Here is a 16,567-nt window from a genome sequence, read left to right as displayed (position 1 = left end):
TATCGACTTCGTGCTCAGGAAAGGATGCTCTGATGACCGACCCAGGATCACTGCGCAGTTTCATTCCGCCCTACATTCTCAATCGAATCATCGCCCACGGGTCCGAGCATCAACGCTCCAGCGCGATGCTCACGCTGACACACGTGCGCACACTTCGGCACACGCCGGGCTCACCGGTGCCTTCTGCTGCGGCGGCGATCCTGCCCCCCTCGGTTCAACCCGGCCAGCTCCAGCGCAGCATTCATGATGCGCAAGGCAAAATGCTGCTGCCGGGAATGCCTGCACGCCTTGAGGGCCAGCCAGCGACGGGCGATCCTGCGGTGGATGAGGCTTACGATGCAATGGGCGCCAGTCATGATTTTTTCTGGAAAGTGCTGGGCCGCGACTCCATCGACAATCAGGGTTTTGCGCTGATCGGCAGCGTGCATTACGGCCAGGATTACGAAAATGCCTTTTGGAATGGCGCGCAAATGGTCTTCGGGGACGGCGACGGCGAGATCTTCGAGCGCTTCACCCGCTCGCTGGATGTCATCGGGCACGAGTTGACACACGGCGTGATCGAAAGCGAAGCCGGCCTGGTCTACGCCAACCAGTCGGGGGCATTGAATGAATCGATTTCGGACGTTTTCGGCGTGCTGATCAAGCAACATGTGCTCGGCCAGACGGCCGCAGAGGCGGACTGGTTGATTGGTGCTGACTTGCTGACGCCTCGCATCAAGGGCATCGGCTTGCGGTCGATGGCTCATCCGGGCACGGCTTACGACGACCCGCTGCTGGGCAAGGACCCACAACCGGAGCACATGCGCAAATTCGTCATCACCCGGGAAGACAATGGCGGCGTGCACATCAATTCCGGCATCCCCAATCGAGCGTTTTATCTGGTGGCCGAAACCTTGGGCGGGTTTGCGTGGGAGAAGGCCGGGCGCATCTGGTACGACACGCTGTGCGACAAACGATTGGGCGGCGAAGCGTCGTTCGAGCAGTTCGCGCAACTGACCCTCGCCCACGCCCGCCACCGCTTCGGTGCCGATGAGGCGCGGGCGGTAGCACACGGGTGGGCCGAGGTGGGGGTCAAACTGACGCAGGAGGGTTCATGAAAACGCTGCCGACACTGGGCGATGATACCGTGGTGCGACTCTCTCGCCAGGGCGGTTTCGCGGCTGTTCACGCCCTCACCCGTCCTCGCGAAATCGAATTCGCGCAATGTGATATCGATCAGCGCGCGCGTATCGGCACGTTGCTGGAGGGTTGCCTGCCACTGGCCCGGGAGTCTTGCGGTCAGGGTGATCAACGCTTCTATCAAATCGAAGTGCGCTTGCGCCTCAATGATCAGGACGGTGGATGGGTGCTGAATGTCCCCGAGGATCAGGCCCCGGGGGAACTGGTGCAGTTGTGGGACAAAGGTGTACTTCTTTAGGGGGACCGTGCAATTGAGCAAGCGTGTGAACTAACATAAGCACACCTTTTCTTGATGATGGCACGCCATGATGGCAAACCCTGAATGAATGTTGTCTGGACCAGCGCAGCCCTCGGCTCATTGGTAGTTGCCCTGATCATCCTGCTGATCTGCCGCGAACGCTCGCACCGAAAGCAGTTGGCCGAGTATCGTGCGCTGATTACCAACCTGTCCGAACGGCAAACCATCCACCAGGATGGCGACGCCGAACGCTTCAAACGCAGCCAGTATTTCGCCAGGATCGGCACCTGGGACTGGGATGTCGACACCGATCGCCTCTACTGGTCCGAGGCGATTTACGGCATGTTCGGCTTCAAGATCGGCGAAGTGACGCCCTCCTACGCCTTGTTTTGCGCCTGCGTGCACCCCGACGACCGGGTCAGGGTGCGGGCCGGTGAGCTGCGTTGCCTGGAAACCGGCGAGAATCATGACGAGGAATACCGGGTGATCTGGCCCGACGGCACCATTCGCTGGCTACGCGAGACCGGCAACGTGGTGAAGAACGATCACGATGAAACGATCAAAATGATGGGCGTGGTCCGTGACATCACCGAGGAAAAAGCGTCCGCCAGTTACTTGCAGCACCTGGCCCACTTCGACCCGTTGACCGGCCTGCCCAATCGATTGGTGCTCGAAGAACGCCTGTCCCAAGCACTTGAGCAGGCGCGAATCACTGCCACGCGAGTAGCCCTGGTGTTCGTCGACCTCAATGGTTTCAAGGCCATCAACGACCATTACGGCCATGCCGCCGGTGACCGCGTCCTCGTCACCACCGCCACGCGCCTGAAGAAGATCCTGCGCGCAACCGATACCGTCGCCCGCATCGGCGGCGACGAATTCGTGGTCATCCTCCAGGGCCTGCCTCAAGGTGGCAGCCTGCAAGACGAAGCCCGGCGTATCTGCCAGAAAATTTTCGTCGAACTCTCGCCGCCGGTGACCATCGGCAACGACCAGCGCCACATCGGCACCAGCCTGGGCGTCGCGGTGTTCCCGGACCATGCGCCGAGCATGGACCGATTGATTCATATTGCCGACCTGGCGATGTATGCGGCTAAACGCAGCGGGAACAATCAGTACCGGTTGGGTGAGCAAGGGTTGAGCCATAGTCGGGTTGAATGAAACAGTTCAGTCTTTACGTTGGCCATAGGCAACGCCGTTGAAACTGTGGGTGCAGCATCGGCAAAACGTCGGCATGTTCTCGGCGGTCAACTCAGGTGCTACTGACGCAAGCAAACCCTGATCATCAACGAACAAACCACTGAAGTAGCTGGCTTCATCTGTCCTCACGAATTCCTTCTGCTCACTTTCGCGCAAAGCAACCATCCAGAAAATCGGCTCTGGTCGATCAAGTCGAGCAACCGCTTCGCTGAAAACGTCATCCCAACGTTCACCCACTCTGGACAGCAGAAACCTGAACAGCGGCGTGTAATCGCGGCCGTGCTGACGGGTTCCATGCATTGAACTTCGTAACGCATCGCTAGTGATTTCGGCTTTTGTATGCCGCTGGTGACGATACTCGCCTGAGTAGTCGTTGCTCCGCACACCCCATGTACGGGTATTGACCTTGCGATAAAGGGGTTTCTTTACCAACGAGTCGCTCCTGACGTCCAGTCAACAAAATCGCCGTGGAGCTTTACCGCAAGCCAGGACAATTTCAATCAACCGTCCATGGCCAATTGTTGCTGGCGGCCTAACGCTCCACCGGCGTGATATCCATGATCGTCCCGTTGGTGATCATCACCATCATGTACTTGCCATTGATCTGCACCCACTGCGCCTGTTCTTTCGGGGCTTTCAGGCCCTTCGCCTTCCAGTTGCCGATGGCCTTCTCGCTGCGCTGGTAAACATCCGGGGCGCGGTCGCCGACCACCAGTTCGCGGGTGTTGTTGACGCCGGGCTGCACGGTTTTTTGCGGTTCATCGGCTTGAATGATCGGGCTGATACCGGCGAGGCCTGCGACGAGGGCAAGGCTGGCGATAAGGGTCTTGCTGTTCATGGGTGAACCTCCAGTGATGTCGTGGTACCTGAACTCCGACTGCGACGGTACGGAAACATTCCTTATGATTGCGCGTGGCATACGCAACGACGCGCCCTTCATACAATCATTGCAGGTCAGGCTGACGCCTGCCGTCACAGCCTTTATCCTTGTGCCCCCCGCCGTACCGAGTTCAGGAGTTTCGCCATGCCCCATGAAGGCAACCTGTTGCAAGCCGCTGTCGTGTTTCTGTTCGCGGCGGTGCTCACCGTTCCTCTGGCCAAGCGCCTGCAACTGGGGGCGGTGCTGGGCTATCTGTTTGCCGGCGTGATTATCGGGCCGTCGGTACTGGGCCTGATCGGTAACCCACAAAGCGTCAGTCATATTTCCGAACTTGGCGTGGTGTTGCTGCTCTTCATCATCGGCCTTGAACTGTCACCACGACGCTTGTGGGTGATGCGCAAAGCGGTGTTCGGTGTCGGTCTGGCGCAGGTGCTGCTGACCGGATCGGTGATTGGCGTGGTGGCGCTGTCCGTGTTTGGCCAGCCGCTGAACAGCGCGATTGTGCTGGGGCTCGGCCTGGCGCTGTCCTCCACGGCTTTCGGCCTGCAAAGCCTGGCCGAGCGCAAGGAGCTGACCAGTCCTCATGGACGGCTCGCGTTCGCGATTCTGCTGTTCCAGGACATCGCGGCGATCCCGCTGATCGCCATGGTGCCGCTGCTGGCGGGCGGCGATCACACCAGCAGTGCTGCCGAGGACGTGAACCACGGTTTGCGGGTGTTGGGCAGCATCGCCGTGGTGGTGATCGGCGGACGTTATCTGCTGCGCCCGGTGTTCCGCGTGGTAGCCCGGACCGGTCTGCCGGAGGTTTCCACCGCCACCGCGTTGCTGGTTGTGATCGGCACCGCGTGGTTGATGGATCTGGTCGGCGTGTCCATGGCGCTTGGCGCGTTCCTCGCCGGTTTGCTGCTGGCGGATTCCGAGTATCGCCACGAACTGGAAGCGCAGATCGAACCGTTCAAGGGCTTGCTGCTCGGGTTGTTTTTTATCAGCGTCGGCATGGGCGCGAATCTCAGTCTGCTGCTCAGCGCACCGATCACGGTACTGGGCCTGACGCTGCTGCTGATCGCCATCAAGTTGCCGCTGCTGTTTGTCGTGGGGCGACTGGCCGGTGGCTTGGGCAAAGTCAGTGCGATTCGCCTCGGCATCGTACTGGCGGCGGGCGGTGAGTTTGCGTTTGTGGTGTTCAAGATTGGCCGCGATCAGGGTTTGTTCGAGCCGCGCCTGTACGATTTGCTGGTGCTGACGATCACCCTATCCATGGCGGTGACGCCGCTGTTGTTGCTGATCTGCGCACGATTGGTCAGCCCGAAGGTGCAGCCGGTGGTGGTGCCGGAGAAATTCCGCGAGATCGACACCGACGAACCCCGCGTAGTGATCGCCGGCATGGGCCGGATGGGGCAGATCGTCGCCCGTATTCTGCGTGCGCAGAACATCAAGTTCGTCGCCCTCGACACCTCGGTGGAAACCATCGAGCTGTCTCGCAGCTTTGGCGGCGTACCGGTGTTCTACGGCGACCCGATGCGCCCGGAAATCCTCAGCGCAGCCAAGGTCGAGCAGGCGGAATACTTCATCATCGCCACCGATGACCCGGACACCAACATCAAAACCGCCGAGGTGGTGCACAGGCTGTACCCGCACATCAAGATCATCGCCCGCGCCCGAAACCGTCAGCATGTGCACCGGTTGGTGGACCTGGGGGCCGAGGCGATTCGGGAAACCTATTATTCGAGCCTGGAAATGAGCCGGCGCACGCTGGTCGGGCTGGGGCTGACCCAGGCGCAGGCCGATGCGCGGATCAAGCGTTTCAAGCATCACGACGAACAAGTGCTGGAAGCGCAGCATGCGGTGTATGACGATGCGGCGAAGGTGTTGCAGACCGCGCAGGAAGCCAGGACGGAACTGGCGAAGCTGTTCGAGTCGGATCAGCTGGAAGAAGAATCCAGTAAGCGTTGAGGTGAATTTGAGGGCCTCATCGTCGTAACGCCGCCCGGACCAAGCCTGCTCCCATAGGGTTCGTGGGTATACGCAAAATCGGAGTTACCCCGAATCATTGTGGGAGCGGGCCTGCCCGCGATGAACGATGACGAGGTGTATCTGGATAAATAACGATTTCAAAGGAATCCACAATGGCTACCGATCAACCTTCTCCCGCCCTCAAGGAAATCTTCAACGCCGAGCGCCTCAAGCACATCGCCACGGAGATGACCGCGGTCTACCCCGACTTCAACGCCAGGGCGTTCTTGAAACGGGCCAACGACGGTCTGGCCGAGTTGTCGATCATGCAGCGCATGGCCCGGGTCAGCGAATCCCTGCACGCGGTGCTGCCGTTGAGTTTTGAAGAGTCGCTGGAGGTACTGCGCGCCCTCGCCCCGCGCCTGAACAGCGGTTTCGTCAGCATCTCGCTGCCTCATTACGTCGCGACCTATGGCGCCCATGCTTTCGAGCCGTCCATGGCGGCGCTCAAATACTTCACCACCTTCGGTTCCGCTGAATTCGCGATCCGCTATTTCCTGCGCACTGACCTCAAACGCACGCTGGCCGTGATGCACGATTGGTCGCTGGATAAAAATGAACATGTCCGGCGCCTTGCCAGCGAAGGCTGTCGCCCGCGCCTGCCGTGGTCATTTCGCCTGGAGCAGATCCAGGCTGACCCGAGCCTCGCCGCCACGATCCTCGACAATCTCAAGGCGGACGACAGTCTTTACGTGCGCAAGTCGGTGGCCAACCACCTCAACGACATCACCAAGGACCACCCCGAGTGGGTACTGGACCTGATCGAAAGCTGGTCGCTGGAGAACAGGCATACCGCGTGGATCGCCCGACATGCACTGCGCAGCCTGATCAAACAGGGCAACCAGCGGGCGCTGGCGATCATCGGCGCGGGCGGCAAGCCTGAGGTCGAGATCATTGAGGTGAAGGTCGAACCGGCGGTGATTGCCCTTGGGGAGAAAATCACCTTGTCCTTCAGTGTTAAATCCACGGTCGAGGACAGTCAGCGACTGGTGATCGACTACGCCATCGATTACGTCAAGGCCAACGGCAGCACGTCGGCGAAAGTATTCAAACTTAAGGCGCTGACGTTGCCCGGCAAGGCCTGCGAGCGCATCGCCCGTGGTCAGCACATCAAGGCGCTCACCACCCGCAAGCACTACGCAGGCACGCATGCAGTGCACGTGCTGGTGAACGGTGAACGCCTGGCCAGCACCGCCTTCGAGATTACCGCTGACGCTGATTGAGCCCATTGCCGGTCCTGCCGGGCAGCATGCGTGTCAGGGTGTTGTCGCGGACCCAGTAGTGATGGAACAACCCCGCCGCCGCGTGCAACCCGATCAGCCAGTAGCCGCTGCTGCCGAGCAGCTCGTGCCAGTACTTGAATTGCTTGGCCAGGTCCGGATCGACCGCTACCAGTGACGGCAGGTAGAAGCCGAACCAGGGCATCGGCTTGCCGCCTGCCGACAGCATCAACCACGCCAGGAGCGGCGTGGCGATCATCAGCCCATACAACGCCAGGTGCATCAGGTGCGACAGGCCGGTCTGCCAATGGGGCAGCGCCGGGCTAATCGGCGGTCGCGGCGTCAAACGCCCGAGCAACCGCAGCCACACCAACACAAATATGCTCAGGCCGAACACGCCGTGCAGGCCGAGAAACAATCCCTTCAGTTCGTGGCCCTTGGGCAACAAACCTTTGATTTCGATGCAGGCATACACGCCTACAAACAGCGCCAGCATCAGCCAGTGCAAGATGATCGAGAGTTGTCCATAGCGCGGGGCGGTTGAATCGCGGGTCATAAAGGGCCTCATGAAGTCGTAACCGGCTGCCGACTCATTCGCGCAGCCCGGATCCGGTGCGTGACCGAACCGACGGGCGCCACCTTGCCCGCCCAGTCTTAAGACAATCTGAAGACAGCCCGAGCAAACTTTTCGCCACCTTCAGACTTCGTTAAGAAATGCCTCCGATACTTCTCCCACATTCACTCCGGGAGGCATCTCCTAATGCCTGATTACGACTGGAACATCCCTCTGCCCCTGCACTTCGGCCACGCGGAAACACCGCAGTTCAGTCTGGCCCGAGCCTTGCCGGACGAGCCTCAGCGTCCAGTCTTCGAAGCTTTTATCCAGCAACGTTTCCGCAAGGCACACGGCGCCGACATCCGTCACTTCATGCCGGAACTGTTCGGCATGCACAACGCCGCCGGTGAACTTTGTGCGGTGGCCGGCGTACGCCTGGCCAGCGCCGAACCATTGTTTCTGGAGCGCTATCTGGACGAACCGATTGACCCGCTCATCAGCGCCGCGGCCGACCAACCGGTAGACCGTGCGAGCATCATCGAGGTGGGCAACCTGGCGGCCAGCGACACCGGCAGTGCGCGCCTGAGCATCATCGCCATCACCTATCTGCTGGCCATGGGCGGCCTGGAATGGGTGGCGTTCACCGGCAATATCGGCTTGGTGAACAGCTTCCATCGCCTCGGCTTGAAACCCGTCACCCTCTGTGCAGCCGACCCCGCGCGGCTGGGCGATGACCGTCATAGCTGGGGCAGTTACTACGAGAGCAAGCCGTGGGTACACGTCGGCAACATCCGCGCCGGTTTCATCCACTTGCGCAATGCCGGCCTGTTCAATCGCCTGGGGTTGCCGTCGTCCCTCGAGGAGTCCAGTCATGTCGCCTGAACGGGTACGTTTCAAACAGACTCTGCGTAGCCATGCCGAACGCAAGCCCAATGCCCTCGCCGTGTGGGGTGATCAGTTGAAGCTGGACTACGCCACGCTTTACGCCGAAGTGGTGTATCGCCAGCAGCGTCTGCGCGATGAACAGGTCAAGGTGGTTGCACTGGCCCTGGACAACGGCGTCGAAGCGATGCTCTGGGACCTCGCCGCGCTGTTCGAAGGCCTGACCTGCCTGACGCTGCCGCCCTTCTTCAGCCCGGCGCAACGCAAGCATTGCCTGGAACAAAGCCAGGCAGAGCGGGTAATTGCCGAACCTGAGCTGGCCGCTGAAATGCAATCGGCCGGGTATGAGCAAACCGGTGAGTTCTGGCGTCGTACTTTCGATGGGCCGAACCGGATGCCCGCAGGTACTGCGAAACTGACCTTCACCTCCGGCACCACCGGCACACCGAAAGGTGTGTGCCTGAGCGCCGACAGCATGTTGCGCGTCGTCCATGAGCTGGATCAGGCCAGCAAACCGACCAACCCCCTGCATCATCTCGCGTTGCTGCCCTTGGCGATCCTCCTGGAAAACCTGGGCTGTTATGCCGCGCTGTACGCCGGGGCGACCTTGAGCCTGCCGAGTCAGAAAACCCTGGGCATTCAGGGTGCCAGCGGTGTTGATGTGCCGCGACTGCTGGGCTACCTCGCCGCCCGTGCCCCGGAAAGCCTGATCCTGGTGCCGCAGTTGCTGTTGCTGCTGGTCAGCGCCGCCGAACAAAAAGCCTTCTCGCCCTCCTCGTTACGTTTTGCCGCCGTGGGTGGGGCACGGGTGTCCGAGGAGTTGCTGCACCGCGCACAACGTCTCGGTCTGCCGGTCTACGAAGGTTATGGGCTGTCGGAGTGCGCGTCGGTGGTGTGCCTGAATCGGCCGCAAGCCCAACGCCCCGGCAGTGTCGGCAAACCCCTGCCGCATGTGGAGATTCGCCTGGCGGACGACGGTGAGGTGCTGATCAAGGGATCAACCTTGCTGGGCTATCTGGGCGAAGCGCCACACACCGACGAATGGTGGCCCAGCGGTGATCTCGGCGAGTTCGACGCCGATGGCTTCCTCTACCTCAAAGGGCGCAAGAAGCATCAATTCGTCAGCAGTTTCGGGCGCAACGTCAACCCTGAGTGGGTCGAGGCCGAGTTGACTCAACGCCGACACATCGCTCAGGCCTTCGTCTACGGCGAAGCCATGCCACGTAACCATGCACTGCTTTGGCCGCATCGCCCGGACTGCAGCGACGAAGAACTGGCCGCCGCCGTGGCCGAGGCCAACGAGGCGCTGCCCGATTACGCCCAGGTCCATCACTGGACGCGCCTGGATCAACCCTTTACACCGGCCAACGGGCTGCTGACCGCCAATGGTCGACCGCGCCGCGACGCCATCGTCGCGCTTTACCGCGCGCAACTGACTGAATCGACACTTTCCGAGGAATCGGCATCATGAGTTTTTTCGACACCCTGCAAGAAGCCACGCAACAGGAACGACACGAACTGTTCAACCTGCCCATCATCCGCGATGCGCTGGAGGGCAAGGTCAGCCTGGAAGGCTACCGGGCCTTTCTGACCCAGGCCTACTACCACGTGCGCCACACCGTGCCATTGATGATGGCCTGTGGCGCGCGGCTGCCCCTGCGCCTGGAGTGGCTGCGCGAGGCCGTGTGCGAGTACATCGAGGAAGAATACGGTCACGAAAAATGGGTGCTCGACGACATCGAAGCCTGCGGCGGTGACAAGGCGGCGGTACTTGAAAGTCGTCCGTCCCTGCCGATCGAGTTGATGGTCAGCTTCCTCTACGACCTGATTGCCCGGGACAACCCGGTCGGTCTGTTCGGCATGGTCAATGTGCTGGAAGGCACCAGCATCGCCCTCGCCACCCACGCCGCCGGCAGCATTCGCCAGCGTCTGGACTTGCCCGAAACCGCCTTCAGCTACCTCAGCTCCCACGGTTCCCTGGACATCGAGCACATGCAGACCTACCGCCGGTTGATGAACACCCTTGACGATCCAGCCGATCAGGCCGCGGTGATTCACGCCTCGAAGGTGGTCTACAAACTCTACGCGGATATGTTCCGTGGCCTGCCGCGTGACGGGGGGAACTCGCATGCGCCTGTCTGAGGCTCGCGTGGTGCTGACCGGTGCCAGCGGCGGCATCGGCCTCGCCATCGCGTCGGCCCTGTGCGCCAGTGGCGCACGGGTGTTGGCGGTGGCCCGGCATCGGGAATCCCTGGAGCCATTACTTGCGCGCTATCCGCAGCACCTGTGCTGGGTCGGCGCCGACCTGACGTTCCTCGCCGACAGACGCAAAGTACTGGCCGCCGCCGAAGCCATTGGCGGCATCAACCTGCTGATCAATGCCGCCGGGGTCAATCACTTCGCCATGCTTGAACAGCTGGATGACAGCGACATCAACGCGATGCTGGCAGTCAACATCAGCGCGCCCATCTGCCTGACCAAACTCTTGCTGCCGCTGCTCAAGCAAGCCGACAGCGCGATGGTGGTGAACGTCGGCTCGACCTACGGCTCGATCGGGTACCCCGGTTACGCCAGCTATTGCGCCACCAAATTTGCCCTGCGCGGATTTTCCGAAGCCCTGCGTCGAGAGCTGGCGGACACCCGGGTCGGCGTTCTGTACGTCGCTCCCCGCGCCACCCGCACGACCATGAACAGCCCGGCGGCGCAGGCCTTGAATGACGCGCTCAAATCCAATGTCGATGATCCGCAAACCGTCGCCTCGGCCGTGATCCACGCGATTGCCGGCGACCGCCGCGACTTGTACCTGGGCTGGCCGGAGCGCTTTTTCGTGCGCCTGAACAGCCTGCTGCCCAATCTGGTGGACCGTGGCTTGCGCAAGCAATTGCCACTGATCCGTCGCCTGAGTCAGAAGCCCGACAACGAGAACCTCAAACCATGAAAAAATTCGCCGCTTGCCTGCTGTTGGGCGCCCTGAGCCAGAGCGTCTGGGCCCTGGACAACACAGATCAACAGCGCCTTTCCGGCATCCAGCAAAGCTGGGCGCACATTCAATACGAGCTGCCCGCCGATCAACGCACCACTGCGTTTGAAAAGCTCGCCGCCCAGGCGACAGCCTTTACACGGGAGCGCCAGTCGGTAGCCGAAGCCTGGATCTGGTCCGGCATCGTCACCAGCAGTTGGGCCGGCGCCCAAGGCGGGCTCGGTGCGTTGAGCAAGGTCAAGGACGCCAAGGCCGATCTGGAAAAAGCCCTGACCCTGGACCCCAAAGCCCTGCAAGGCTCGGCCTATACCAGCCTGGCCGCGCTGTATGACCGTGTGCCGGGCTGGCCCATCGGTTTCGGCGACGCTGACAAGGCCGAGCAGTTGCTTAAACAGGCCTTGCAACTCAACCCGAATGGCATCGATAGTCTGTACTTCTGGGGCGATCACCTCTACCGTCAAAAACGCTACAGCGAGGCCAAAGGTGCGCTGCAAAAAGCACTGCAAGCCGAACCAAGGCCAGGCCGGGAAACCGCCGACGCCGGACGTCGCAAAGAAATCGAAGCGTTGCTGGTGGACGTCAACAAGAAACTCGAGTGACAGGAGTCTGTGTGCGTTTATTACTGATCGAGGATGACGTGGCCCTCGGCGAGGGCATTCATCAGGCCCTGTGCCGCGAAGGCTACACCGTCGACTGGTTGCAGGATGGCAGCAGCGCGTTGCATGCGCTGCTCAGCGAAACCTTTGACCTGGCCGTGCTCGACCTCGGCCTGCCGCGCATGGACGGGATCGAAGTGCTGCGCCGCTTGCGTGACAGTGGTTCCAATCTGCCGGTGCTGATCCTGACTGCCCGAGACGCCACCGAAGACCGCATCGCCGGGCTTGATGCCGGTGCTGACGACTACCTGATCAAACCCTTCGATCTGGCTGAACTCAAGGCCCGTCTACGGGCCTTGTTGCGGCGCAGCGCCGGCCGCGCCCAAGTGCTGATCGAGCACGCTGGCATCAGCCTGAACCCCGGCACGCAGCAGGTCAGCTATCAGGGTGAGCCGGTGGCACTGACGCCCAAGGAATATCAGTTGCTCCACGAACTGCTGTCGCCACCGGGCCGGGTCATGACGCGCGATCATTTGATGCAGTTGCTGTACGGCTGGAACGAAGAAGCTGAGAGCAACACCCTGGAAGTCCATATCCATCACCTGCGCAAGAAATTCTCCACCGACCTGATCCGCACGATCCGCGGTGTCGGTTATTTGGTGGAGGAGCGCCGATGACGTCTATACGGCGCCGCACCCTGACGCTGATCATTGGCTTGATGCTTGCTGGCCTGGGAGTGATCAGTGCGTTGAACCTGCACGACAGCAACCACGAAATCGCCGAGGTCTACGACGCCCAACTCGCCCAGAACGCCCGGTTGCTACAAGGGGTGATGCGCATGCCCTTGGCGACCAAGGAACACGCCGAGCTTTATCAGGCGTTCAACAAGGCGCTGGGTGAAGCCGAGCCAAGGGTCGACGGCCATCCGTACGAAACCAAGATTGCCTTTCAAGTCTGGAATGCCAAGGGCGAAGTGCTGGTGCATACCGCCAGTGCCCCCTCCTTCATCGCGCCCCCGGCGAAACCGGGTTACAGCGATGTCGTGGACCTGAACAACCGCCACTGGCGTGCGTTCATGCTCGAAGATAAACAAAACAACCTGCGCATCTGGGTCGGCGAACGGGACGATGTGCGTTCGGACCTGGTGGACCGGATCGTTCGTCATACCCTGTGGCCCAATGTGCTGGGCAGCCTGATTCTCGCGGCGATGATCTGGATGGCGATCGGTTGGGGCCTCAAGCCTCTGGCCGACATGGCGGCCACCCTGCGGGCACGGCACAGCGGCTCATTGGAACCTCTGCAATTGAATCCGTTGCCCAGTGAGCTGGAACCGATGCAAGCCGCACTCAACCGCATGCTCGCGCAGATACAGGAAGTGCTCGGTCGCGAACGTCGCTTCATCGCCGACGCGGCCCATGAAATGCGCACGCCCCTGGCAGTGCTGCGGGTGCATGCGCAAAACCTGCTGGAGGCCGGCACCGAGCAGGAACGTCGGGAGTCTCTGGCGTTTCTGATCGCCGGGGTTGATCGCACCAGCCGCCTGGTCAATCAACTATTGACTATGGCCCGCCTGGAACCCAAAGCCACCGCCCCGGTGTTGCATGTCATTGACCTGAGCGCCACCGTGCGCGCCAGCCTGGTTCAACTCACGCCCTGGATCCTGAGCAAGAACCTTGAATTGGCATTCGACGTCAGTGAGCAGCCCTTCGAAATGGTTGCCGACGCAGCTGTGATCGATATTGCCCTGAACAACCTGATCAGCAACGCCGTAAATTTTTCCCCTGAACAGGGCGTTATCACGGTGAAGCTCAGTCAGGCGGACGGGTTTTATTCGCTGAGTGTCGAGGACCAAGGGCCCGGCATCAACGAATCGGATCGCGGGCGATTGTTCGAGCGTTTTTACAGTCGCGGGAATGCGCAAGGAGCGGGATTGGGCCTGACCATCGTCAACACCATCGCGACTCGACTGGGGGGCCATATCACCCTGGCCAACCGCCCCGAAGGCGGGTTGTGCGCAACCTTGTCGATTCCGGACGGCCATCCTCGCAACCCATTGCAGCGCACCACCCGAGATCTGCCGCCGAACACCTGAAACCGCTTGAAACGCCGCCCCTGCGAGAACTGCCTTGCCGGTGCGGCTCAAGACGGTATCTACAAGGGATCGGGGCCTCGCAGTAAATCCTGTTCCCGCTCACACAACTCCACCACGTAATCCCACAATACCCGCAGCCGCACGGATTTGTGCAGCTCGCGGCGGGTGCTGATCCAGTAACTGCGCTGGATGCTTTCATCCGGCAACAGCGGCACCAAGTCCGGATCGGCGCTGGCCATATAGCACGGCAGCACCGCAATCCCCAGCCCCGAGCGCGCCGCCTGTTGCTGGGCGATCACACTGGTGCTGTGAAACACCACCTGCGGGTTGCGACAAAAGCTGTTGAGAAACATCAGCTCCTGACTGAACAGCAAGTCATCGACATAGCCGATCCACGCGTGGCGCCCGAGGTCTTCGCGGCTGCGTAACGGTGGAGCGTTGTCGAGGTAGGCCTGGCTGGCGTACAGCGCCAGGCGATAGTCGGTGAGTTTGCGCGTGACCAGCATGTCGGCAGCCGGGCGTTCAAGGTGGATACTGATCTCCGCTTCGCGGTTGAGGATGCTGACAAATCGCGGCACCGCCACCAGTTCCACCTCCAGCCCCGGATAGCGTTCGAACAAGCCGTTCATGCGACTGGCGAGGAACATGATGCCCAGGCCTTCGGTCACCCCGACGCGAATCTTGCCCAGCGGCGCCGTCGATTGAGTGATTTCTTCCTGAGCCAGCAACGCGACGTTTTCCATCGCTTCAGCGTGTTTGAGCAGCGCTTCACCCGCTGGCGTCAATTCATATCCCTGAGCGTGCTGGACGAACAGCGCCGTGCCGAGACTTTTTTCGATGGCCTCGATGTGCCGGGCCACGGTGGCGTGAGTGGTATTCAAACGGCGGGCAGCGGTGAGCAAACGCCCGCTGCGCTGCAACTCGAGAAAAAACCGCAGGTCATTCCAATCGAACATGAACCTTCCTTAGGGCTGCGCTGTTTAAAAACGCACAGCAGCTGCGCAAAAACTAACATTCTTTTGACGAAAGCTAACAACTAGGATGACCGACAACAAGAACAACAATACGAGGTCAGGGATGCAGACTTCCCTTGATGAATACGACTACATCGTGGTCGGGGCCGGGCCGGCGGGTTGTTTGCTGGCCAATCGATTGTCGGCCAACCCGCAACACCGGGTGCTGCTGCTCGAAGCCGGCGGCCGCGATAACTACGCGTGGATTCACATCCCCGTGGGTTACCTGTTCTGCATCGGCAACCCGCGCACCGACTGGTGCTTCAAGACCGAAGCGCAGGCAGGCCTGCAAGGTCGCGCCCTGAGTTACCCGCGCGGCAAGGTGCTCGGTGGCTGTTCCTCAATCAACGGCATGATCTACATGCGCGGCCAGGCCAGTGACTACGACGGCTGGGCGGCCGATGGCAATCCCGGCTGGCGTTGGGACGATGTATTGCCGTTGTTCAAGAAAAGCGAAAACCATTTTGCCGGCGACTCGCAATTTCACGGCGCCGCCGGGGAATGGCGGATCGAACGTCAACGACTGTCCTGGCCGATTCTCGATGCCTTCCGCAGCGCGGCCGAACAAAGCGGCATCGCCAGCATCGACGACTTCAATCAGGGCGACAACGAAGGCTGCGGCTATTTTCAGGTCAATCAAAAGGCCGGGATTCGCTGGAACGCGGCCAAGGCATTTCTCAAGCCTGTCCGCCATCGTCCCAATCTCACCGTGCTGACCGACGTAGAAGTCGACCGCGTGCTCCTGGAAAACGGCCGTGCAGCGGCGGTCAGCGCACGCTGGCAGGGTCAGGCGAAAACCTTCAAGGCGCGCAAGGAAATCGTCCTTTGCGCGGGTGCCGTCGGTTCGCCGAGCATCCTGCAACGCTCCGGCATCGGCCCTCGCCCCCTCCTGGAAAAACTGGGCATCGGTGTGGCCCATGAGCTGCCCGGTGTAGGCGGCAACCTGCAGGATCACCTGCAACTGCGGCTGATCTACAAACTGCAAAACGCACGCACCCTGAACCAGATCGCTGGCAGTGTGTGGGGCAAGATGGGCATGGGTTTGCGTTACCTGTACGACCGCAGCGGCCCGCTGTCCATGGCCCCGAGTCAGCTCGGTGCGTTTGCCCGATCGGGGCCGGAGCAGACTTCGGCGAATCTCGAATACCACGTGCAGCCGCTGTCGCTGGAACGTTTCGGTGAACCGTTGCATGCCTTCCCGGCCTTCACGGCTTCGGTCTGCGACTTGCGACCGCAAAGCCGTGGGCGAATCGACATTCGTTCGGCCGATCCGCAGGACGCGCCGCTGATTCAACCTAATTATTTGAGCCATCCGGAAGATTTGCGTATCGCCGCCGATGCGATCCGCCTGACCCGACGCATCGTTTCCGCCCCCGCCCTGCAAGCGTTCAAACCGGTGGAGTACCTGCCTGGAGACAGTTTGCAAAGCGAAGAACAACTGCACGAAGCCGCTGCGCGAATCGGCACGACGATTTTCCATCCGGTCGGCACCTGCCGAATGGGCAACGACGTGGATGCGGTGGTCGATGCCGAACTGAAAGTCCACGGCATTCCCGGCCTGCGCATCGCCGATGCCTCGATCATGCCGCGCATCACCTCGGGCAACACCTGTTCGCCGACGCTGATGATTGCCGAGAAGGCCGCGCAACTCATTCTGGAAGCACCCACAAGGAGTCTTGCACCTGACAAAAACGCACTGACCGCAGTCTCTTGAGCAAAAG

General features: G+C 61.0%; 17 protein-coding genes. 13 read left to right on the top strand and 4 right to left on the bottom strand.

What is annotated here, in order from left to right:
- Nucleotides 1-32: 32 nt before the first annotated feature.
- The 3 genes from F8N43_RS04315 to F8N43_RS04305 all read left to right on the top strand — a co-directional run bounded on the left by F8N43_RS04315 (nucleotide 33) and on the right by F8N43_RS04305 (nucleotide 2,575).
- Nucleotides 33-1,097 (top strand): M4 family metallopeptidase, encoded by a 1,065-nt coding sequence (locus F8N43_RS04315; protein WP_150636244.1) that lies wholly within the window; start codon nucleotides 33-35, stop codon nucleotides 1,095-1,097.
- Complete coding sequence (locus F8N43_RS04310) at nucleotides 1,094-1,417, top strand: protealysin inhibitor emfourin (RefSeq protein ID WP_150636242.1); 324 nt, start codon at nucleotides 1,094-1,096, stop codon at nucleotides 1,415-1,417. Before F8N43_RS04315 ends, F8N43_RS04310 begins: the two co-directional genes overlap by 4 nt.
- 84 nt (nucleotides 1,418-1,501) lie before the next feature.
- Nucleotides 1,502-2,575 (top strand): sensor domain-containing diguanylate cyclase, encoded by a 1,074-nt coding sequence (locus F8N43_RS04305; protein WP_150630463.1) that lies wholly within the window; start codon nucleotides 1,502-1,504, stop codon nucleotides 2,573-2,575.
- Between the two features lie 6 nt (nucleotides 2,576-2,581).
- Here the strand turns inward: F8N43_RS04305 and F8N43_RS04300 are convergent, their stop codons facing one another.
- Nucleotides 2,582-3,046, bottom strand: a complete 465-nt coding sequence (locus tag F8N43_RS04300) for a hypothetical protein (protein WP_150653260.1) — start codon at nucleotides 3,044-3,046, stop codon at nucleotides 2,582-2,584.
- A 100-nt stretch (nucleotides 3,047-3,146) separates the two neighbouring features.
- Complete coding sequence (locus tag F8N43_RS04295; RefSeq protein WP_150653259.1) at nucleotides 3,147-3,452, bottom strand: RcnB family protein; 306 nt, start codon at nucleotides 3,450-3,452, stop codon at nucleotides 3,147-3,149.
- 186 nt (nucleotides 3,453-3,638) lie between these two features.
- On the opposite strand from F8N43_RS04295, the gene F8N43_RS04290 reads away from it, so the two are divergent.
- Nucleotides 3,639-5,447: a monovalent cation:proton antiporter-2 (CPA2) family protein gene (locus F8N43_RS04290; RefSeq protein WP_150636240.1), complete on the top strand. Its 1,809-nt coding sequence runs from the start codon at nucleotides 3,639-3,641 to the stop codon at nucleotides 5,445-5,447.
- A gap of 173 nt (nucleotides 5,448-5,620) precedes the next feature.
- The gene (locus F8N43_RS04285) at nucleotides 5,621-6,730 is read left to right on the top strand and encodes a DNA alkylation repair protein (protein WP_150653258.1); all 1,110 of its coding nucleotides are present in this window, start codon (nucleotides 5,621-5,623) and stop codon (nucleotides 6,728-6,730) included.
- Here the strand turns inward: F8N43_RS04285 and F8N43_RS04280 are convergent.
- Nucleotides 6,711-7,283 carry a cytochrome b gene (locus F8N43_RS04280; RefSeq protein ID WP_150636237.1) on the bottom strand — a complete coding sequence of 191 codons (573 nt, stop codon included), beginning with the start codon at nucleotides 7,281-7,283 and terminating at the stop codon, nucleotides 6,711-6,713. The two genes, F8N43_RS04285 and F8N43_RS04280, sit on opposite strands and share 20 nt — an antisense overlap.
- 204 nt (nucleotides 7,284-7,487) lie before the next feature.
- Between F8N43_RS04280 and F8N43_RS04275 the strand changes: the two genes are divergently transcribed.
- From F8N43_RS04275 to F8N43_RS04245, 7 genes are read left to right on the top strand one after another with little or no spacing between them, the layout of a single operon-like run.
- On the top strand, nucleotides 7,488-8,165 hold the full coding sequence (locus F8N43_RS04275; protein ID WP_150630457.1) for a thermostable hemolysin: 678 nt from the start codon (nucleotides 7,488-7,490) through the stop codon (nucleotides 8,163-8,165).
- Nucleotides 8,155-9,636 (top strand): AMP-binding protein, encoded by a 1,482-nt coding sequence (locus F8N43_RS04270; RefSeq protein WP_150653257.1) that lies wholly within the window; start codon nucleotides 8,155-8,157, stop codon nucleotides 9,634-9,636. The genes F8N43_RS04275 and F8N43_RS04270 overlap by 11 nt, the downstream gene beginning before the upstream one ends.
- Nucleotides 9,633-10,307, top strand: coding sequence for a TenA family transcriptional regulator (locus tag F8N43_RS04265; RefSeq protein ID WP_150636234.1), 675 nt, complete (start codon nucleotides 9,633-9,635; stop codon nucleotides 10,305-10,307). Before F8N43_RS04270 ends, F8N43_RS04265 begins: the two co-directional genes overlap by 4 nt.
- Nucleotides 10,294-11,103, top strand: a complete 810-nt coding sequence (locus F8N43_RS04260; protein WP_150630454.1) for an SDR family oxidoreductase — start codon at nucleotides 10,294-10,296, stop codon at nucleotides 11,101-11,103. Before F8N43_RS04265 ends, F8N43_RS04260 begins: the two co-directional genes overlap by 14 nt.
- On the top strand, nucleotides 11,100-11,744 hold the full coding sequence (locus F8N43_RS04255) for a tetratricopeptide repeat protein (protein WP_150630453.1): 645 nt from the start codon (nucleotides 11,100-11,102) through the stop codon (nucleotides 11,742-11,744). The genes F8N43_RS04260 and F8N43_RS04255 overlap by 4 nt, the downstream gene beginning before the upstream one ends.
- Before the next feature lie 11 nt (nucleotides 11,745-11,755).
- On the top strand, nucleotides 11,756-12,418 hold the full coding sequence (locus F8N43_RS04250) for a response regulator (protein ID WP_150630452.1): 663 nt from the start codon (nucleotides 11,756-11,758) through the stop codon (nucleotides 12,416-12,418).
- Entirely contained in the window at nucleotides 12,415-13,833 is a 1,419-nt protein-coding gene (locus F8N43_RS04245; protein WP_150630451.1) for an ATP-binding protein, read from the top strand. Before F8N43_RS04250 ends, F8N43_RS04245 begins: the two co-directional genes overlap by 4 nt.
- 59 nt (nucleotides 13,834-13,892) lie before the next feature.
- On the opposite strand, the gene F8N43_RS04240 is transcribed toward F8N43_RS04245, so the two are convergent.
- Nucleotides 13,893-14,789 (bottom strand): LysR family transcriptional regulator, encoded by an 897-nt coding sequence (locus F8N43_RS04240; RefSeq protein ID WP_150630450.1) that lies wholly within the window; start codon nucleotides 14,787-14,789, stop codon nucleotides 13,893-13,895.
- A 121-nt stretch (nucleotides 14,790-14,910) separates the two neighbouring features.
- Between F8N43_RS04240 and F8N43_RS04235 the strand changes: the two genes are divergently transcribed.
- Nucleotides 14,911-16,560 carry a GMC family oxidoreductase gene (locus tag F8N43_RS04235; protein ID WP_150636232.1) on the top strand — a complete coding sequence of 550 codons (1,650 nt, stop codon included), beginning with the start codon at nucleotides 14,911-14,913 and terminating at the stop codon, nucleotides 16,558-16,560.
- The last annotated feature ends 7 nt before the right edge of the window (nucleotides 16,561-16,567 follow it).

Source organism: Pseudomonas fluorescens (assembly GCF_902498065.1).
Taxonomy (GTDB): domain Bacteria; phylum Pseudomonadota; class Gammaproteobacteria; order Pseudomonadales; family Pseudomonadaceae; genus Aquipseudomonas; species Aquipseudomonas fluorescens_BJ.
Note: the sequence above shows the minus strand (reverse complement) of the source record. Positions and strands in the feature narration are given on the sequence as shown.